Source organism: Xanthomonas sp. fls2-241-TYG-148 (assembly GCF_030208815.1).
Lineage (GTDB): Bacteria > Pseudomonadota > Gammaproteobacteria > Xanthomonadales > Xanthomonadaceae > Xanthomonas > Xanthomonas campestris.
The window spans coordinates 283,470-298,243 of the sequence record NZ_JARVTE010000001.1; the positions used below are offsets into that span (position 1 = coordinate 283,470).

Annotated in this window: 17 protein-coding genes, 1 tRNA gene and 2 other RNA genes; 12 read left to right on the top strand and 8 right to left on the bottom strand. The window is 65.0% G+C overall.

Annotated features, from left to right (window positions below; all coding sequences use genetic code 11):
• The first annotated feature begins 164 nt into the window (after positions 1 to 164).
• Complete coding sequence (locus QRM60_RS01160; protein ID WP_081340786.1) at positions 165 to 539, top strand: response regulator; 375 nt, start codon at positions 165 to 167, stop codon at positions 537 to 539.
• 22 nt (positions 540 to 561) lie between these two features.
• Here the strand turns inward: QRM60_RS01160 and QRM60_RS01165 are convergent, their stop codons facing one another.
• Together QRM60_RS01165 and QRM60_RS01170 are read right to left on the bottom strand one after the other, a co-directional pair.
• Positions 562 to 3,429 (bottom strand): PAS domain-containing protein, encoded by a 2,868-nt coding sequence (locus QRM60_RS01165; RefSeq protein ID WP_285445416.1) that lies wholly within the window; start codon positions 3,427 to 3,429, stop codon positions 562 to 564.
• Positions 3,426 to 3,590: a hypothetical protein gene (locus QRM60_RS01170; RefSeq protein ID WP_162604223.1), complete on the bottom strand. Its 165-nt coding sequence runs from the start codon at positions 3,588 to 3,590 to the stop codon at positions 3,426 to 3,428. Before QRM60_RS01170 ends, QRM60_RS01165 begins: the two co-directional genes overlap by 4 nt.
• A gap of 91 nt (positions 3,591 to 3,681) precedes the next feature.
• Between QRM60_RS01170 and QRM60_RS01175 the strand changes: the two genes are divergently transcribed.
• Positions 3,682 to 4,023: a hypothetical protein gene (locus QRM60_RS01175; protein WP_285445417.1), complete on the top strand. Its 342-nt coding sequence runs from the start codon at positions 3,682 to 3,684 to the stop codon at positions 4,021 to 4,023.
• A gap of 247 nt (positions 4,024 to 4,270) precedes the next feature.
• The gene (locus tag QRM60_RS01180; protein WP_042598859.1) at positions 4,271 to 5,008 is read left to right on the top strand and encodes a DNA/RNA non-specific endonuclease; all 738 of its coding nucleotides are present in this window, start codon (positions 4,271 to 4,273) and stop codon (positions 5,006 to 5,008) included.
• Between the two features lie 160 nt (positions 5,009 to 5,168).
• On the opposite strand, the gene QRM60_RS01185 is transcribed toward QRM60_RS01180, so the two are convergent.
• Both QRM60_RS01185 and QRM60_RS01190 read right to left on the bottom strand, forming a co-directional pair.
• Positions 5,169 to 5,243: non-coding RNA, sX9 sRNA (locus QRM60_RS01185), on the bottom strand.
• 230 nt (positions 5,244 to 5,473) lie between these two features.
• A complete protein-coding gene (locus QRM60_RS01190; RefSeq protein ID WP_161960811.1) occupies positions 5,474 to 5,698 on the bottom strand; it encodes a hypothetical protein in 225 nt (74 codons plus the stop codon).
• A gap of 61 nt (positions 5,699 to 5,759) precedes the next feature.
• Between QRM60_RS01190 and QRM60_RS01195 the strand changes: the two genes are divergently transcribed.
• Positions 5,760 to 5,978: a hypothetical protein gene (locus QRM60_RS01195; protein WP_042598857.1), complete on the top strand. Its 219-nt coding sequence runs from the start codon at positions 5,760 to 5,762 to the stop codon at positions 5,976 to 5,978.
• Between the two features lie 35 nt (positions 5,979 to 6,013).
• On the opposite strand, the gene QRM60_RS01200 is transcribed toward QRM60_RS01195, so the two are convergent.
• Together QRM60_RS01200 and QRM60_RS01205 are read right to left on the bottom strand one after the other, a co-directional pair.
• Positions 6,014 to 6,244 (bottom strand): DUF1653 domain-containing protein, encoded by a 231-nt coding sequence (locus tag QRM60_RS01200; RefSeq protein ID WP_164497972.1) that lies wholly within the window; start codon positions 6,242 to 6,244, stop codon positions 6,014 to 6,016.
• 175 nt (positions 6,245 to 6,419) lie between these two features.
• Complete coding sequence (locus tag QRM60_RS01205) at positions 6,420 to 7,037, bottom strand: DUF488 domain-containing protein (RefSeq protein WP_285445710.1); 618 nt, start codon at positions 7,035 to 7,037, stop codon at positions 6,420 to 6,422.
• Positions 7,038 to 7,316: 279 nt separating this feature from the next.
• Between QRM60_RS01205 and QRM60_RS01210 the strand changes: the two genes are divergently transcribed.
• The 8 genes from QRM60_RS01210 to QRM60_RS01245 all read left to right on the top strand — a co-directional run bounded on the left by QRM60_RS01210 (position 7,317) and on the right by QRM60_RS01245 (position 13,096).
• Entirely contained in the window at positions 7,317 to 8,312 is a 996-nt protein-coding gene (locus tag QRM60_RS01210) for an acyl-CoA dehydrogenase (protein ID WP_161960810.1), read from the top strand.
• Positions 8,300 to 9,061 (top strand): PIG-L family deacetylase, encoded by a 762-nt coding sequence (locus QRM60_RS01215; protein WP_161960809.1) that lies wholly within the window; start codon positions 8,300 to 8,302, stop codon positions 9,059 to 9,061. Before QRM60_RS01210 ends, QRM60_RS01215 begins: the two co-directional genes overlap by 13 nt.
• Entirely contained in the window at positions 9,058 to 9,654 is a 597-nt protein-coding gene (locus QRM60_RS01220) for a class I SAM-dependent methyltransferase (RefSeq protein WP_115530174.1), read from the top strand. Before QRM60_RS01215 ends, QRM60_RS01220 begins: the two co-directional genes overlap by 4 nt.
• Positions 9,651 to 10,328, top strand: coding sequence for a glycosyltransferase family 2 protein (locus QRM60_RS01225; RefSeq protein ID WP_161962642.1), 678 nt, complete (start codon positions 9,651 to 9,653; stop codon positions 10,326 to 10,328). The genes QRM60_RS01220 and QRM60_RS01225 overlap by 4 nt, the downstream gene beginning before the upstream one ends.
• Before the next feature lie 74 nt (positions 10,329 to 10,402).
• A non-coding RNA gene (locus QRM60_RS01230) (sX9 sRNA) lies at positions 10,403 to 10,475 on the top strand.
• 219 nt (positions 10,476 to 10,694) lie between these two features.
• Positions 10,695 to 11,153 (top strand): MarR family winged helix-turn-helix transcriptional regulator, encoded by a 459-nt coding sequence (locus QRM60_RS01235; protein WP_115555802.1) that lies wholly within the window; start codon positions 10,695 to 10,697, stop codon positions 11,151 to 11,153.
• A 34-nt stretch (positions 11,154 to 11,187) separates the two neighbouring features.
• The gene (locus QRM60_RS01240; RefSeq protein ID WP_285445418.1) at positions 11,188 to 12,372 is read left to right on the top strand and encodes an FAD-dependent monooxygenase; all 1,185 of its coding nucleotides are present in this window, start codon (positions 11,188 to 11,190) and stop codon (positions 12,370 to 12,372) included.
• A gap of 361 nt (positions 12,373 to 12,733) precedes the next feature.
• Positions 12,734 to 13,096: a hypothetical protein gene (locus tag QRM60_RS01245; RefSeq protein WP_115555801.1), complete on the top strand. Its 363-nt coding sequence runs from the start codon at positions 12,734 to 12,736 to the stop codon at positions 13,094 to 13,096.
• A gap of 138 nt (positions 13,097 to 13,234) precedes the next feature.
• Here QRM60_RS01245 and QRM60_RS01250 read toward each other — a convergent pair.
• Positions 13,235 to 13,324, bottom strand: a tRNA-Ser gene (locus tag QRM60_RS01250).
• A gap of 174 nt (positions 13,325 to 13,498) precedes the next feature.
• The gene (locus QRM60_RS01255) at positions 13,499 to 14,518 is read right to left on the bottom strand and encodes a LysR family transcriptional regulator (protein WP_011036777.1); all 1,020 of its coding nucleotides are present in this window, start codon (positions 14,516 to 14,518) and stop codon (positions 13,499 to 13,501) included.
• Between the last annotated feature and the right edge of the window lie 256 nt (positions 14,519 to 14,774).

Sequence of the window (14,774 nt, forward strand, 5' to 3'; positions counted from 1 at the left end):
TTAACACGCGCATTCACTCCTACATCGAAGCCGGCTGAAGTGCTCAGCTTGCTGCCAGGGCTGCCGCTGGACACCGTCACACCTGCCCCAACGCAACCCTCACGGCCCCTGCCCTAGCGTTGCACGCAGATCGCTGCACCGCGACAGATGGTTTTGAGGCTCTGGTGAATCACGCAACTGCACACGCACGCATCCTGCTGGTGGAAGACAACGACGCTATCCGCCTGATGACCACCGACATCCTGAGTGACGAAGGCTACACGGTGGTCGCCGCAGAGGATGCGGAAGTTGCGTTGCAGCAGCTGCAGAACCTGCCCGTCTTTGATTTGCTGTTGTCCGATATCTGCTTGCCTGGCATGAACGGGCGCGACCTGGCCGACAGCGCACGTGTGTTGTACCCGAGCTTGCCCATCGTGTTCATGACCGGGTTCGCAGGTGCGGCATCGGCGCGCAAGGACTTTCTGGCCAGCGGCATGCGTCTACTCACCAAGCCGTTCACCCTGCGCGATCTGCTGGACACCGTTCGCACTTCGCTGTAACTCACCGCACTGGCAGCAGCAGTCAGCCAGCACCGCCGCCAGAGCGTGCGAGCAGTTGGCCGACCCTGCGCTCCAGGTCGGCTGCCAGGAATGGCTTGGTCAGCACCTCCATGCCTGTCTCCAGTTGCCCGGCGCCTACGGCCGCGCTCGCTGCGTAGCCGGTCACGAACAACACCGGCAGCGCTGGCCGCTGCAGACGGCCGGCATCGGCCACCTGCCGCCCATTGAGCGCGCCAGTAAGGCCGACGTCGGTCACCAGCAGGTCGATCACCTCCGCCGATTGCAGGCGCTCCACCGCGGTACTGCCGTCCGCGACGTCGATGACCCGGTAGCCGGCATCGGTCAGCACTTCGCAGATCAGGATGCGGATCGGCGCTTCATCTTCCACCAGCAACACCGTCTTGCTGTCGCCGGTCGTTGGCAGCGTGGGTGAGTCGATGGCGGCCTGGTCGGCGGGCACGGGTTCGCCGGTAAAGCGCGGCAGGTACAGCGACATGGTGGTGCCGACCTCGGCTTCGGAATGCATACGCACCTGCCCGCCGGACTGCCGGGTAAACCCGTAGATCATCGACAGACCGAGGCCGGTGCCCTGCCCGATCGGCTTGGTGGTGAAGAACGGTTCGAACACTTTTTCCATGACCTCTTCGCTCATGCCGGTGCCGGTGTCCTGCACGCTCAGGCACACGTATTGCCCTTCCGGCAGCTCCAACTGCTGCGCGGCGCTGCCACGCAACTCGGCATTGGTAATGGCGATGGTCAGGGCGCCGCCATCGGGCATGGCGTCACGTGCATTGATGCACAGGTTGAGCAAGGCGTTTTCCAGCTGCGGCGCATCGACCAGCACCTGCCACGCTTGCGCATCGGCACGCAGTTGCAGCGCGATCGATGGTCCCAGCGTGCGCGCAATGATCTCGCGCATGCCGCGCACTAGCGCTTCCACTTCCAGCGCGGTGGGCGCCAGCGTTTGCCGCCGTGAAAACGCCAGCAGGCGTTGGGTTAGCGCCGCCGCACGCGCCGCGCTGGATTGCGCCATCTCCACATAGCGCTCCAGCCGGTCGTACCGGCCTTGCGCGATGCGCGTTTGCAGCAGCTCCAGCCCCACGCTGATGGCAGTCAACAGATTATTGAAGTCATGCGCCAGCCCGCCGGTGAGCTGCCCCACCGCTTCCATCTTCTGGCTCTGGCGCAATTTTTCTTCGGCCAACAACAACTCGGCGGTGCGCTCGCGCACGCGCTCTTCCAGGGTATCGGTGAGCTGGCGCAACTGCGCCTCGGCCTGCCGCTTGTCGGTGATGTCGGTGGCGGTGCCGAACCACTCGATGATGCGTCCGTGCGCATCCAGCAGCGGAACCGCACGCATCTGCGTCCAGCCGGTTTGCTGGTCGGGAAGATTGACGCGGTACTCCACATCCAGGCTGGCCGTGTTTGCGATCGCGGTGGCAATGGCTTGTGCCAGCTGCGCGCGATCGTCCGGATGCACCAGCTCCTGCTGCCAGCGCGGATTGGCCGGCAGGTCGTCACTGAGCACGCCATTGCCCACGCGGTGGCGCAAGGCGCTCCAATCGGCACTGGCCGAAAAGATCGCATGCGACGACGCACGCACCAGCGCATCCAGGCGGCGCTCGCTCTTGAGCAGCGCTTCGCCGGCCAGGCGCTCGGCGGTGCGGTCGCGCAACACCTTGACGAACCCGATGGCCGCGCCGGTTTCCTCGCGCAACACCATCATCGAGCCGTTGGCCCAGAAGCGCTCGCCGGAGCTGCGCACATGCCAGCGCTCATCCGTGCCGCTGCCTGTTTCCAACGCGCTCGCCATTTCGATCAGCAACTGCTTGCGTGCGATGTCCTCGGGGGTGAAGGTGCGCTCCAGCGTCTGGCCCAGCATGTCGGCCTCGGACCAGCCCAGGATGCGCCGCGCGCCCTCATTCCAGGACGTCACCCGGCCCTGCAGATCGGTGGCGATGATGGCGTAATCCATCACGCTGTCCAGGATCTGCCGGTTGCGCACCTCCGCTTCGCGCACAGCACGTTCCAGGCTGAGGCGGTCGGTGATATCCAGGCCCTGGATGAACACACCGGAGATCGCGCCATCGCTGCCGGTGATCGGCTGATACACCAGATCCAGCAGGCGCCGCTCCACCGCACCGCCCGGCTCGGCCTGCATGGTGTAGGCAAGCGCATTGGCCGTGTACGCACGGCCGGAGCGGTACACCTCGTCCAGCGGCTGCAGATAGCCCTGCTCGGCCGCGTCCGGCAATGCCTCGGCCAGCGGCTTGCCGATCACATCGCGGTGCCCGATCAGCTTCGAATAGCCATCGTTGACGAATTCCACCCGATGCTGCGGCCCGGTGAGGAACGCCATGAACATCGGCGCCTGCTCGAACAACCGGATCAGGCGTTCGTGTTCGTCGGCCAGGTGCTGCTGCGCCAGCTTGCGATCGGTGACCTCGTTGGTGACGCAGAACGCACCGCCCACGCGGCCGTCGTCCAGATAGATCGGCGAAAACGAAAACGTCCACCAGGTCTGCTCCGGGCTGCCGTGCCGATTCATGCCGATGGGCATTTCCTCGAAGCGCGACGCGTGGCCGGCAAACGCGGCCTCGATCGGCCCACGCACGGCGTCCCACGCATCGGCCCACAACGCGCGCAACGGCGCGCCCAACGCACGCCGTTGGCGCGGGCCCAGGATCGGGGTGTAGGCGTCGTTGTAGAAGAACGTCAGCGCCTCACCCCACACCAGATACATGCTTTCGGGCGAGCTGAGGATGAGGTTGACCGCGCTGCGCAGCGGTGCCGGCCATTGTGTTGGCGGCCCAAGCGGCGTCAGCGCCCAATCGTGCTCGCGCACCGCTTGCGCCATGGTGCTGGCACCGTGCGGAAATTCCGCCGTCACGCGCGCGCCCGCCGCACATGCAGGGCCATCATCGCGCACGGCAGCGACACCTCGCCGATAAAAACTTCTACGGCGTTGACGCTGGCGAGCAACACCGTGGCATCCGTGGTCACGCGTGCATACATGTGTCTGAACACCAGAAAGCAAAGGGAATGCGACATCGCAGCTGCAGGTGACCATGGCTAGCAGCCGCTGCCGCCAATGATGGGAGTGCGGCGCAGCCACGTCCAGCACGCACGCCTGGAGTGCTGGTTGCTGTTGTCGCAGGTCGCTGATGAAGGTGTCGCGTTCTTTGCTGATGGTGTGGCAGGCATCAGCCACGCAAGCGCGCTCAATCACGCCGCGCCGCTGGATGCTGCTGTGAGTGCAATACGCCGCATGCTGATGCTTGCGTGTTTGCCAATCGGCCGTGATCTGGCGATTCGGCCTTGCTGTGCATCCAGAACGCGTCTTGATGGGTTGATGCACCATTGGCGTGCAACCAAGCAATTGCCGCATTCAGTGCGCGCGCATGCACAACAATGCAGCACGTGCACGACAGTTTGTTTGCACGCAGGTGATCGCGCTCTTACACAGTTGAAGTTTTTGCGCTGAGTCACAGCTCGCGAAATCCAGCGTTGACGCTCGCGCTCGCTTGACGGATATCTAATTCACCGCGTGCCACTGCGTGGCGATAGGGGCGCGGCAACCACCATTCACTGACAGGCCTACACAGGCGGCCTTCGGCTGCCCGCGACATCAACGCAATCACGCATCTCGCTCGACAGGCGGCGGACCTTTCCGGTGCCTGGCGCCAGCGGCGTGCGCCCAACACACACACCACCCACGGAGATGTGCCGCTATGCGTTTGGGAATCTTTCTCGCCGTTTTCCTCCTCACCACCTTCAGTGCCGGTGCCCAGGCCCAGGTGGTCACGCTCAACAAGGGCGGCTTTCTGCTGCGCTACGACTGCACCAACCGCACGGCCTTGCGTTACGAATACACGCTCACCGCCGACACCGGCTCGGCCGCACGTCCGTCCAGCTTCTTTCTCGACACCGACCTGCCCAGCGGTTGCGCCGGCCAGACCACCACCAACTCGTATGCGAGCGTGCGCTCCGGTTACGACCGTGGCCATCTGGTCACCTCCAACCACATGGACTACAACGCCACCTACATTCGCCGTGCGAACTTCATGTCCAACATCGTTCCGCAGGTGGCCGGCTTCAACCAGGGCATCTGGGTGCGTGCAGAAAATGTCGCCGAGTGCTACCGCGATATCGCCAGCGTGCAGGTCTATGGCGGCGTGATCTATAGCGACACCAGCAACGATTATTTTCTGACCAGCCACGGCATCCGCACACCGGATTTCTTCTGGAAGACCATCATCACCGCCAACCCGGGCGGCGGCACGCGCGCGATCAGCTGGCTGATTCCCAACAGCGCCACGCTTGGCTCACTCGACAGCTACATCGTCAGCATCGATGAGCTAGAAGACCTCTACGGTGCCAGCGAGATCGGCATCTCCGCACCAGCCGCAGTGAAGGCAATGCTGCCTGCAACCACCTGGCCGCAGCCGAGCAATTGCGACCTGGGTTAACCGATCTGACGTAATGCGCAAGAAGCCCTGTACGCAGGGCTTTTTGCTTTTGTGCGCGGCGCATATTCGCGCTACATGCTAAAGCTGCTACCTGCTTGCGCTCCGCGCATTGCATGGCCGGCGAGATTGTCTCTTGGCGTTCGCCCGCACTGCTAAGAGCGGCTAACAAAACGTAGCGAGCAGTCGTCAGGTGGGTGCGGACGGCGCGGAGGAACCGGAATGTACGTGGGTACATGAGGATTCCGAGCACCGGCCGCGCCCGCCTGGCGGCTGCGCAGTAGTTTTGATAGCTGCTCTAAACATCGGTGGCGCGTTTGTGATCAGGTTCGTTCCCGACGCCCACGCCGGTGCATACGCGCGCCGCAACTGCAGTGCGTCCCGATGCCAAGCAACCGCGTGGCCGTGGCTGGCCTCGAGCGCGGTGGTCTGTCGGTTTACGTGTGGAACTGGATCGCCGCGCAGCGCCTACGCATCACGGCCGCGCTCTTCAAGCCCATGCCAGGCCAGAATCTCGTCGATGCGCCGACCCACGAAGCGCGCATCTTCGACCGACAACGCGCGTGCCTCGATGACCTCGGCCATCCCGGCAAAGGCTTGCCAGAAATGGCAGCGATCCGGGCACGACTTCAACAACGCCGGCACCGCGGCGTCGAGATGATCCAGATGGGTGCGCAGCGCGGTTCGATCCATCCGACCCAGTATCGGCCACACCGTCTCACGACATGAGACGCGCCATCGCCACACTTCGGCAATGGCACCCCCACCTCACCCGCCCACCAGTCTGTTCGAGCAGCTCTGCCGGCGCGTGGCGACCAGCGCGGACCCGTGGGAGGCGATCGAGGCGTTCGAGCGCGACCTGCTCCGCCGCTATCCCGACGATGGCGCGGAAGCAGTGGAACTAGTGATCGCCTTTGCCTCCAGACTTGGCCTGCTGTCGCGGCAGGCGCTCGACCGCCAGCGCGACGCGTAAGCGCAGGGCGGCAAGACGCAACGCGGAGCCTGCGGTCAGCCGATCCGTTCGAACCGCGGCCGCATGATGCCCTCTACCTCGACCTGCGCCACAAACATCTCGAATGGCCGCACCCACATCCCTACGTCCGTCTCGAGCGGGCGGTACAGCACCAGCGGCGCCAATGTCTCGCTGTGACGAACCACGTCCAACACCTCGTAGTGCCCCCCTTTGAAATGCCGATAACGGCCGGGCTCAATGGACGGGAGTGGAGGCAAGGAAGGCATGGGCATGCGTCATGAGTGGAAGTGCGCAAGGGTAGCGTAGCTTTGCCGACTGCGTTGCGCAGAGGCAGCGGACTGCAGCGCTCGCGCCTGCGATCAGCAGACGACATGACGCGTGCTGGCAGGCTTGCGCACACATACTGCAGCTTGCTTAGGCGATGCGCGCGATGCGCGCAGGCTACGCATCGTGCTCTGCAAATAAAGCGCCCTGCTGCGGTGGATAAATCAAATCCGTGCCTGCCGCTTGCGCGCCGGGCGTCAATTGGTGCCGCTGCGGGGGCTTCTCGCTCATCACGTGCAACACTGCTTGGCCGCGGTGCACCAGCAGATCGGAAATCAACCGGCGGTGGCATTGCCACCACAGCGCCTCTGCACACATCAGCGCGCTACGCGTGCTCGCCGCACGCGTGGTCACCTGCGTGAATGCCTGCTGGAATTCCGCACTGTTCATGTGGTCGGCATAGCCCTGGAACGCGGCATTACGCCAGGCCCCATTCGGCGATACCGGCTGCGCGCGACGGCGTCCACCGAGCTGTGGCAACCAGACGTAGGCCAAGCCGATCTCGGCCAACGCCGATGCCATCACCTCACTGGCAAACCACGGATACCGTCTGGAGCCAGGAAAACGCCGCACGTCCACCACCGCCTCGATGCGGTGCACGCGCAGCAGTGCGACAAACGCGTCCCAACTGTGTGTGGAATGGCCAATCGTCCAGACGGTGCTGGGAGCACCGGCATCCGCTTTGGCCAACGCATGTACCTCATGGATCTGCGGCGTTTCATTGTTCATCGCCATGGCATTCGTTGATCGCAAAAGTTCAGTGCGACCGTAAAAGATCTTCCACGCACGCAAGGTGAACTGGCTGTTGCGCAGTGCATGTGTTTGCTGGCTGCAATTTCGCAACGTCGCTGCGAATGCCGCCGCTCCGAGACTCCCGCCTTCTGTTGCTTGCACGCCAACGAATCCTCGTGACTGTCTGCTCACAGCACACGCAAGCCGACTCAACCGGCGTCATCACCGCGCCGCGATGACCGCCTCACACCTCTTGCACCGAGCGCTGCTTAGCTTTTCGTGATGAACGCACGCATCAGTCCGATGACACTCATTTCGTCATCACCTTCTCCAGCATCTGCGCAGAGCGGCCTCGACCTGGCCGCAGCGAATACGTGGCTGGCCATGCATCCCACGCTGCCCCTACCTGGGCGTGGCAACACCCTCGCACGCTGGCGCATCCTCGCCGACATCGCGGCGGCGGACTTGTGCGTTGCCAAATTGCTGGAGGCGCACTACGACGCGCAGGCCATCTGCGCGGACCTGGGCAGTGATCTCATGCAGCCAGAGCAGTGCTGGGCCGTGTGGGCGGCCGAGCCGCCCGGCACGGACATGCATTTCACCAACAACGCATTGCACGGCACCAAGGCCTGGTGCTCGGGCGCAGCGCATGTCACGCATGCACTGGTCACCGCGCCGCACCAGGGTGCTCCAGGTCTGTTTGCCGTTGCGCTCGATCAGCCCGGCGTTCGCATCGATGCCAGCGCGTGGCAGGCGCTCGGCATGCGCGCGATCGAAACCGCCAACGTCACCTTCTCTGCCACGCCGGCACAGCTGGTCGGCGCAGATGGCCGCTATCTGGCGCGCCCGGGGTTCTGGCACGGCGGTGCCGGCATTGCCGCGTGCTGGTTCGGCGCAACCACGGCGGTGGCAGACGTGTTGCGGCAATCACCGCGCGTGCGCCGCGACCCACACGCCGCTGCGCACCTCGGCGCCATCGATGCCGGCCTGGCCAGCACACGTGCGCTGATGCGCGAGCTGGCGGCACGCATCGATGCGCAGCCACACCTGGCGCATCAGCGCGAGGTGATGCAACTGCGCAGCAGTGTCGAAGCCATCGCCCGCGACACCGTGGATCGCGTCGCCCGCGCACTCGGCCCGGGCCCGCTTTGCATGCAGGGCGCGCATGCGCAGCGGTGTGCAGATCTGCTGGTCTTCATTCGCCAACACCATGCAGAGCGGGACCTGCAATCACTGGGCGAGCGCTGCCACCAGGAGGCGGCCGCATGGACGCTCTAGCAGGGCAGCCGATCGAAGGCACCGGAACTCCGGAATCGGTGTGGCGCGCTGCAGCCGTGCTCCAGCACATGCCGCAAGCGTCACTGGGCGCGCTGGTGCAGGATGCGCGGCGGCTGGTGGTGGTTGCACCACATCCGGACGATGAAGTGCTTGGCTGTGGTGGTTTGATGGCCGCCGCGCAGGCACACGGTATTCCGGTCTGTGTGATTGCGCTGACCGATGGCGAGATGGCCTACCCGCACGTGCCCGCCTGGGCACCGCACCTGTTGGCACCTGCGCGCAGGCAGGAACTCGACGCGGCACTGGCGGCCCTCGGGCTGACCAATCACGCGGTGACCCATTGCGATATTGGCGACGGCGCATTGCACGAGCACGAAGACGCCATGACGCACGCGATTGCCAGCTATGTCCAGCCAGAGGATCTTGTATTGGTCACCTGGCACCGCGACGGCCACCCCGACCACGAAGCCGCCGCGCGTGCCACCCGCGCCGCCTGCGCACGCCACGGTGCGCGCCTGCTCACCTATCCGGTGTGGGCATGGCATTGGTCGCAACCGGGCGACGGCATTTTCGAAGACGACCGCGCGCTGCGTTTCGAGCTCACGCCCGCCGCGCACGCCGCCAAACAGCGCGCGATCACGTGTTTTTCCACCCAGCTCGGCACCTGCACTCCGCCGGTCAGCGAGCCGATTCTTCCGCCGCATGTGCTGGCGCGTTTCGATCGCACGTTCGAAGTGTTCTTCGCATGAGCGTGTTGAACAGCGACGACTTCGAGCAGCTCTACGCGGACGCTGACCCGTTCGGTTACCGCTCGCGCTGGTACGAGCAACGCAAGCGCGCCGTGCTGCTGGCCGCCCTGCCCTTTCCCTTGGTCGACCGCGGTTGGGAGTTCGGCTGTTCCAATGGCGAGCTCACCGCAGAGCTCGGCACGCGCTGCACCCGCTTGCTGGCAACCGATCTTTCTCACCACGCCGTCAAGCTAGCCAGCGAGCGCGTGCAGCAGTACCCAGGCATCACGCTGCAACAAGCCAACCATCCGGCCGACTGGCCAACCGGTCAGTTCGACCTGATCGTCTTCAGCGAAGTCGGTTACTACCTCGACGCCACCGCATTCGAGCGCACCGTCGCCGTGTTCGCCACATCGCTGGCGCCGCAAGGTTGCCTGGTGGCTTGCCACTGGCGGCATCCGTTCGAAGGCGCGGTGCGCAGTGCGGAGCAGGTGCATCAAGCGCTCGATCAGGTGCTGGCGCGCGATACCCTGTGCCGCTACGAGGATGCAGATTTCCTGCTGCAGGCATGGATGGCCGGCCCCTCGATCGCACAACGCGAGCAGTTACGATGATCGCGGTCACCATCCCCGCGCATAACGAGCAGGCACTGATTGGGCCCTGCCTGCAGTCCATCCGCCTCGCCGCGCAGCACCCGGCATTGCAGGGCGAAGCGGTCGAGATTCACGTCGCACTGGACCGTTGCACCGATCAAACCGGCGTCATCGCTCGCGCGCATGGCGCGATCACCCAGGAGGTGTGCGGCGGCGTGGGTGTTGCACGCGCGGCCGCCGCAAGCGCGGCCATTGCGCGCGGTGCGCATTGGCTGGCGTGCACCGATGCCGACACACGCGTCCCGCCCGATTGGCTTGCGGCACAACTCGCCTGCGCGGCAGATGCGTTCTGCGGCGTCGTGGAAGTGACCGACTGGCGCGATCATCTGAGCCAGACCCGGGCCGCGTTTCTGGCCAGCGAAATCCGGCACGACGGCCATCCGCATGTGCATGGCGCAAACCTGGGCATGCGGACCTCCGCCTATCTGGCCGCCGGCGGCTTTTCCAACGCGAGTAGCAGCGAAGATGTCGCGCTGGTCGCCGCCCTGGAACAGGCCGGCATGCGCATCGCGCGCCTGGCCAGCCCGGTGGTGAACACCAGTGCGCGCCGCAGTGCACGTGCCAGTGGCGGCTTCGCCGATTATCTGCTGCGCCTGGAAGCAGCCCTGCTGGCAGCCAGCCCAAGCCTGGGCTGACCCTCTCAACTAAGAGCAGCGATCAAAACGACTGCGCAGCCGCCAGGCGGGCGCGGCCGGTGCTCGGAATCGGCATGTACCGCCGTACACCCCGGTTCCTCCGCGCCGTCCGCACCCACCTGACGACTGCTCGCTACGTTGTTAGCCGCTCTGAGGCTGGCGGCCAGCCTATCCGCCAGCGAGCTCAAACCGGACTGACCAAGCGACACGCGCAGCTACTGCGAATCGCTCCGGGGTGGCAATACGTCTCAAGCAGCCTCTGGCTTCGTTCGGCAGCTTGTCGGTGATCCGCACGCGCCCCCACCTGCATGGCGCCAACGCCGATAAAATCGCCGCACGGCCTCACGGCATCACCATGGTTTGCCCATGCAGGATCAGAACATCCACCCCGGCGCCGCAGTCGCACCGGGATACCTCGCCAACCACGCCGCGCGCGTGTTCAACCGGCAGGTCGACAGCGCGCTCAGGCAGCACGGCGTCTCGCTGGCGCTGATAGGCCCCATCCTGCTGCTGTCGCGGAAGGGCCCCATGCTGCAGCGCGACCTGGTCAACGACTCGGCGGTCAAGCAGCCGGCGATGGTCGCCTTGCTGGGCAAACTCGAAGCACAGAAGCTCATCAAGCGCACCGCCACCCCGCAGGACCGCCGCGCCGCGCTGGTGTCGCTCACCGCCAGTGGCCGCAAGATGGCGGCGATCGGCGGCCAGGTGCTGCTGGATCTGAATGCCGAGGCGCTGCAGGGCTTCACCCAGCAGGAAGCCGCGCAAACGGTCGCCTTGCTGCAGCGCCTGATCGTCAACCTGGAGCGGTCTGCGCAGACCATGTAATATCACTCCTGATATTTCCAGCCCAGGCACACCCATGACGCGTCGCATCCTCATCACCGGCGCGAGCATTGCCGGCAATACTGCAGCCCTCACCCTCGCCCGCCACGGAGTCGACGTCACCGTGGTGGAGCGCGCCGCCGGCTTCAGAGACGGCGGCCAGAACATCGACATCCGCGGCGTTGGGCGTGACGTCCTGCGCCGGCTGGGCCTGGAACAGGCCGCACTTGCACAGGGCACGGGCGAGGAAGGCACCGCCTGGGTGGACGCCGACGGCGCGCCCGCCGCCGAATTCAAGACCGACGCACTGGATGGCGACGGCCCCACGGCCGAAATGGAAATCCTGCGCGGCGACCTTGCGCGGCTGCTGTACGACGCTGCACGTGACCACGTCACCTACCGCTTCGGCGACTGCATCACCGCCATCGAAGACGATGGTGCAAGCGCCACTGTCACCTTCAACAGCGGGCGCAAAGAACGCTTCGATGCAGTCATCGTCGCCGAAGGCGTGGGTTCGGCCACACGTGAGCTGATCTTCCCCGGCGAGAACGCACCGCGCTGGATGGACCTGACCATCGCCTACTTCACCATCCCGCGCGCAGCCGACGATGACCGCATGTGGCGCTGGTATCACGCCCCCGGCGGCCGCAGCGTCTCGTTACGGCCAGACCGGCACGGCACCACCCGCGCAATGCTCTCGATCCAGCAGCCACCAGATGGCGTGCAAGACTGGGACGTGGCCGCGCAGCAGCGCTACCTGCAAGAACGCTTCGCCGATGCCGGCTGGCAAACCCCGCGCGTGCTCGAAGGCATGCGCACCACCGACGACTTTTACTTCGACGCACTGCGCCAGGTGCGCATGCCGCGCTGGCACACCGGCCGCGTGTTGCTCACCGGCGATGCAGCCTGGTGCGCAACACCCTTGGCCGGCATTGGTGCAACCCTCGCGGTCACCGGCGCCTATGTGCTGACCTGCGAGATCGTGCGCAACCAGGACCTGGAGCACGCGGCACAAGCCTACGACGCAGCCATGCGGCCCATGGTCGAACAAGGCCAGGGCGTCCCCAAGATCGGCCCACGCCTGATGAACCCGCACAGCCGGCTCGGCATCCGCCTGCTGCACGGCGTGCTCAAGCTCGCCAGCCAACCCAGCGTGCAAGGCCTCGCCAACACCTTCATGACCCCGGACATCAAGGCACCAGATTTATCGCGTTATGACTGAGGCTGCGGCAATGAGATGCGCCGCGTGAGTTGTTGCCCGATGCAACAGTGAGCGCATCTGCACGCAATTACGTAGCCGCATGCTATGGCGCAGCATGCTTGCCGCAGTGACGCTGTGGACCGCAGGGCAATCCGGCTCGATGACTGAACAAGCAATGCCAGTTTTCACTCTGGCGTGGACCCATCCCCGCTAGCCTCTAGGGTTCAAATTCCTCTCGCTCCGCCATACCGTCTGACACATCCAATATGGACCGCCGCCAAGCTTTAAACAGCTAGCGCCAAAGAGCTCTCCTGCTGCATCTCGACATCGCATTCGCGGAAGACACGGTTCACTACCGCATGTCTCGACATTTCTGCCACGCATGCGTAGCGCGACTCCCAGGCAAGCAGCTGACGGGCCTCTCCGCACCCCAGATGGCCGGTATCTCGTAGTCCGCGGGCGCTTGTGGCGCGCGACCAATCCTGGGCTACCGGCAGAAGCACGCGATGCGCTGGTGCATGCCTTGATGGACGCGCGACGTGCGGTCAAAGCGGCGCTACGTACGCGCGACGCCATGCAGCTCAAAGCAGCGCGCGGTGAGGTGGATGCTGCAAAAACAGGACTCGGTGAGCGTGGGGCGGTCTGGTGGAACGACGGTGCACCCGATTTCAATCGTCACCTGATCAAGAACACCCCTTACGCCGCTTGGTTCGCCAGGCAGGGAGCAAGTCAGGAAACGGATTAAACCTGCTAGCAACCGCGGTACACAGGCGCACTTCCCGCCAAGCCGCCGAGATCAAGAACAAGAAAGGGAATCGATGATTGCTTGGCGTAACCACGGTAAGCGCGAAAGAAAATTCGGTCCCGCGAACCGGCGCTGAGATGGCGGAGAGAGTGGGATTCGAACCCACGGAAGGTTTGACCCTTCGCCGGTTTTCAAGACCGGTGCCTTAAACCGCTCGGCCATCTCTCCGATGCTGCTGGTGCGTGCGCCAACGGCCTTGGTCGCTCGCACGAGCGCCACCATGCAGTGCAGGTGGCGCTGAGGTGGTGACCGCCAAACTGCTTGGGGCTGCCACCGCCGGGATCACTCCCGGGCGCGCATTCTCGCATGCCCGGGCCGGTTTGCCCACGCGTCGGCGTTGGCTCAGCCGGCTTCGGCCACCACCAGGCGCGGGGCCGCTGCGGCGGTGGCGCGCTTGAGCTTTTCCGCCAGCTCAGCGCAGTTGCCGCCGCAATCCAGGCGCGAGCGCTCGATTTCCTGCGGCAGGTGTTCGGCCAGGAAGTCGATGAACACGCGCACGGCTGGCAGCAGGCCGCGGCGCGAGGCGAACACGGCATGGCAGATGCCTTGCGGCAGCGACCAATGCGGCAGCACCACTTCCAGTTCGCCATTGCGCACCGCTTCCGCACACACCGTCTCCGGCAGCATGGTGATGCCGAAGCCGTCGCGCGCCATCGATTGCAGCAGCGGGAAGTCGAAGCCAGCCAGCCGCGGCTGCAGGTCCACGCGGCGCATCTCGCCATTGGGGCCGTGCAGTTCCCAGCGCTGGTGCGCTTCGTCCTCGCTGGTGCTCATGGTGGTGTGGTTGGCCAGCTCGCCCGGGTCTTTCGGACGTCCGGCGCGGTCCAGGTACTTGGGGCTGGCAACCAGCAACTCCTGCACCTGGCCAAAGCTGCGCATCACCAGGCTGCCGTCGTCGTCCAGCCGCGAACGCACGCGCAAGGCAACGTCGTAGCCCTCGTTGATGACATCGACGCGGCGATTGCTGATATTGAGCTGCAGCCGCACCTTCGGATATTTACCGAGGAATTGCGGCAGCAGTTTCGGTAACTGGATCTGTGCCAGCGACACCGGCACGCTCACGCGCACCAGGCCGCGTGGCTCGGCGCTGAGGCGGTCGACCACCTCGCGCGCGGCTTGCGCTTCGGCCAGCATGGTTTGCGCATGCCGGTGCACGCTGGTGCCGACGTCGGTCACCGCGAAACGGCGCGTGGAGCGCTGCAACAGGCGCACGCCCAGGTCGGTTTCGAGTTGGCTGATGCGGCGGCTCAGACGCGATTTGGGAATCCCCAACGCGCGCTCGGCAGCCGCAAAGCCGCCGTGGTCCACCACCATCGCGAAGTAGTACAGGTCATTCAGGTCGTGCATGGCGCAGGTATCCATGGATAGAACGATGCGCGATATTTAACCACCTTTATCCCAATCGAGCAACGAACGTGTCCGGCGTCACGCCTTGCGCCACGGGCATCAAACGCCAACGGGGCCGTCACCGGCCCCGTTGGGTTACGAACACTTTTGGGTCACTGCGTCGAACGCCAAATGCAGCGCTAGCGCCCGCTTGGGCCGGCCGAACGCTGCGGCAGCCGCGTGACTACCAGCTATCTAATGCCCTCACGACTCCGCAGCCACACGGCTGCGC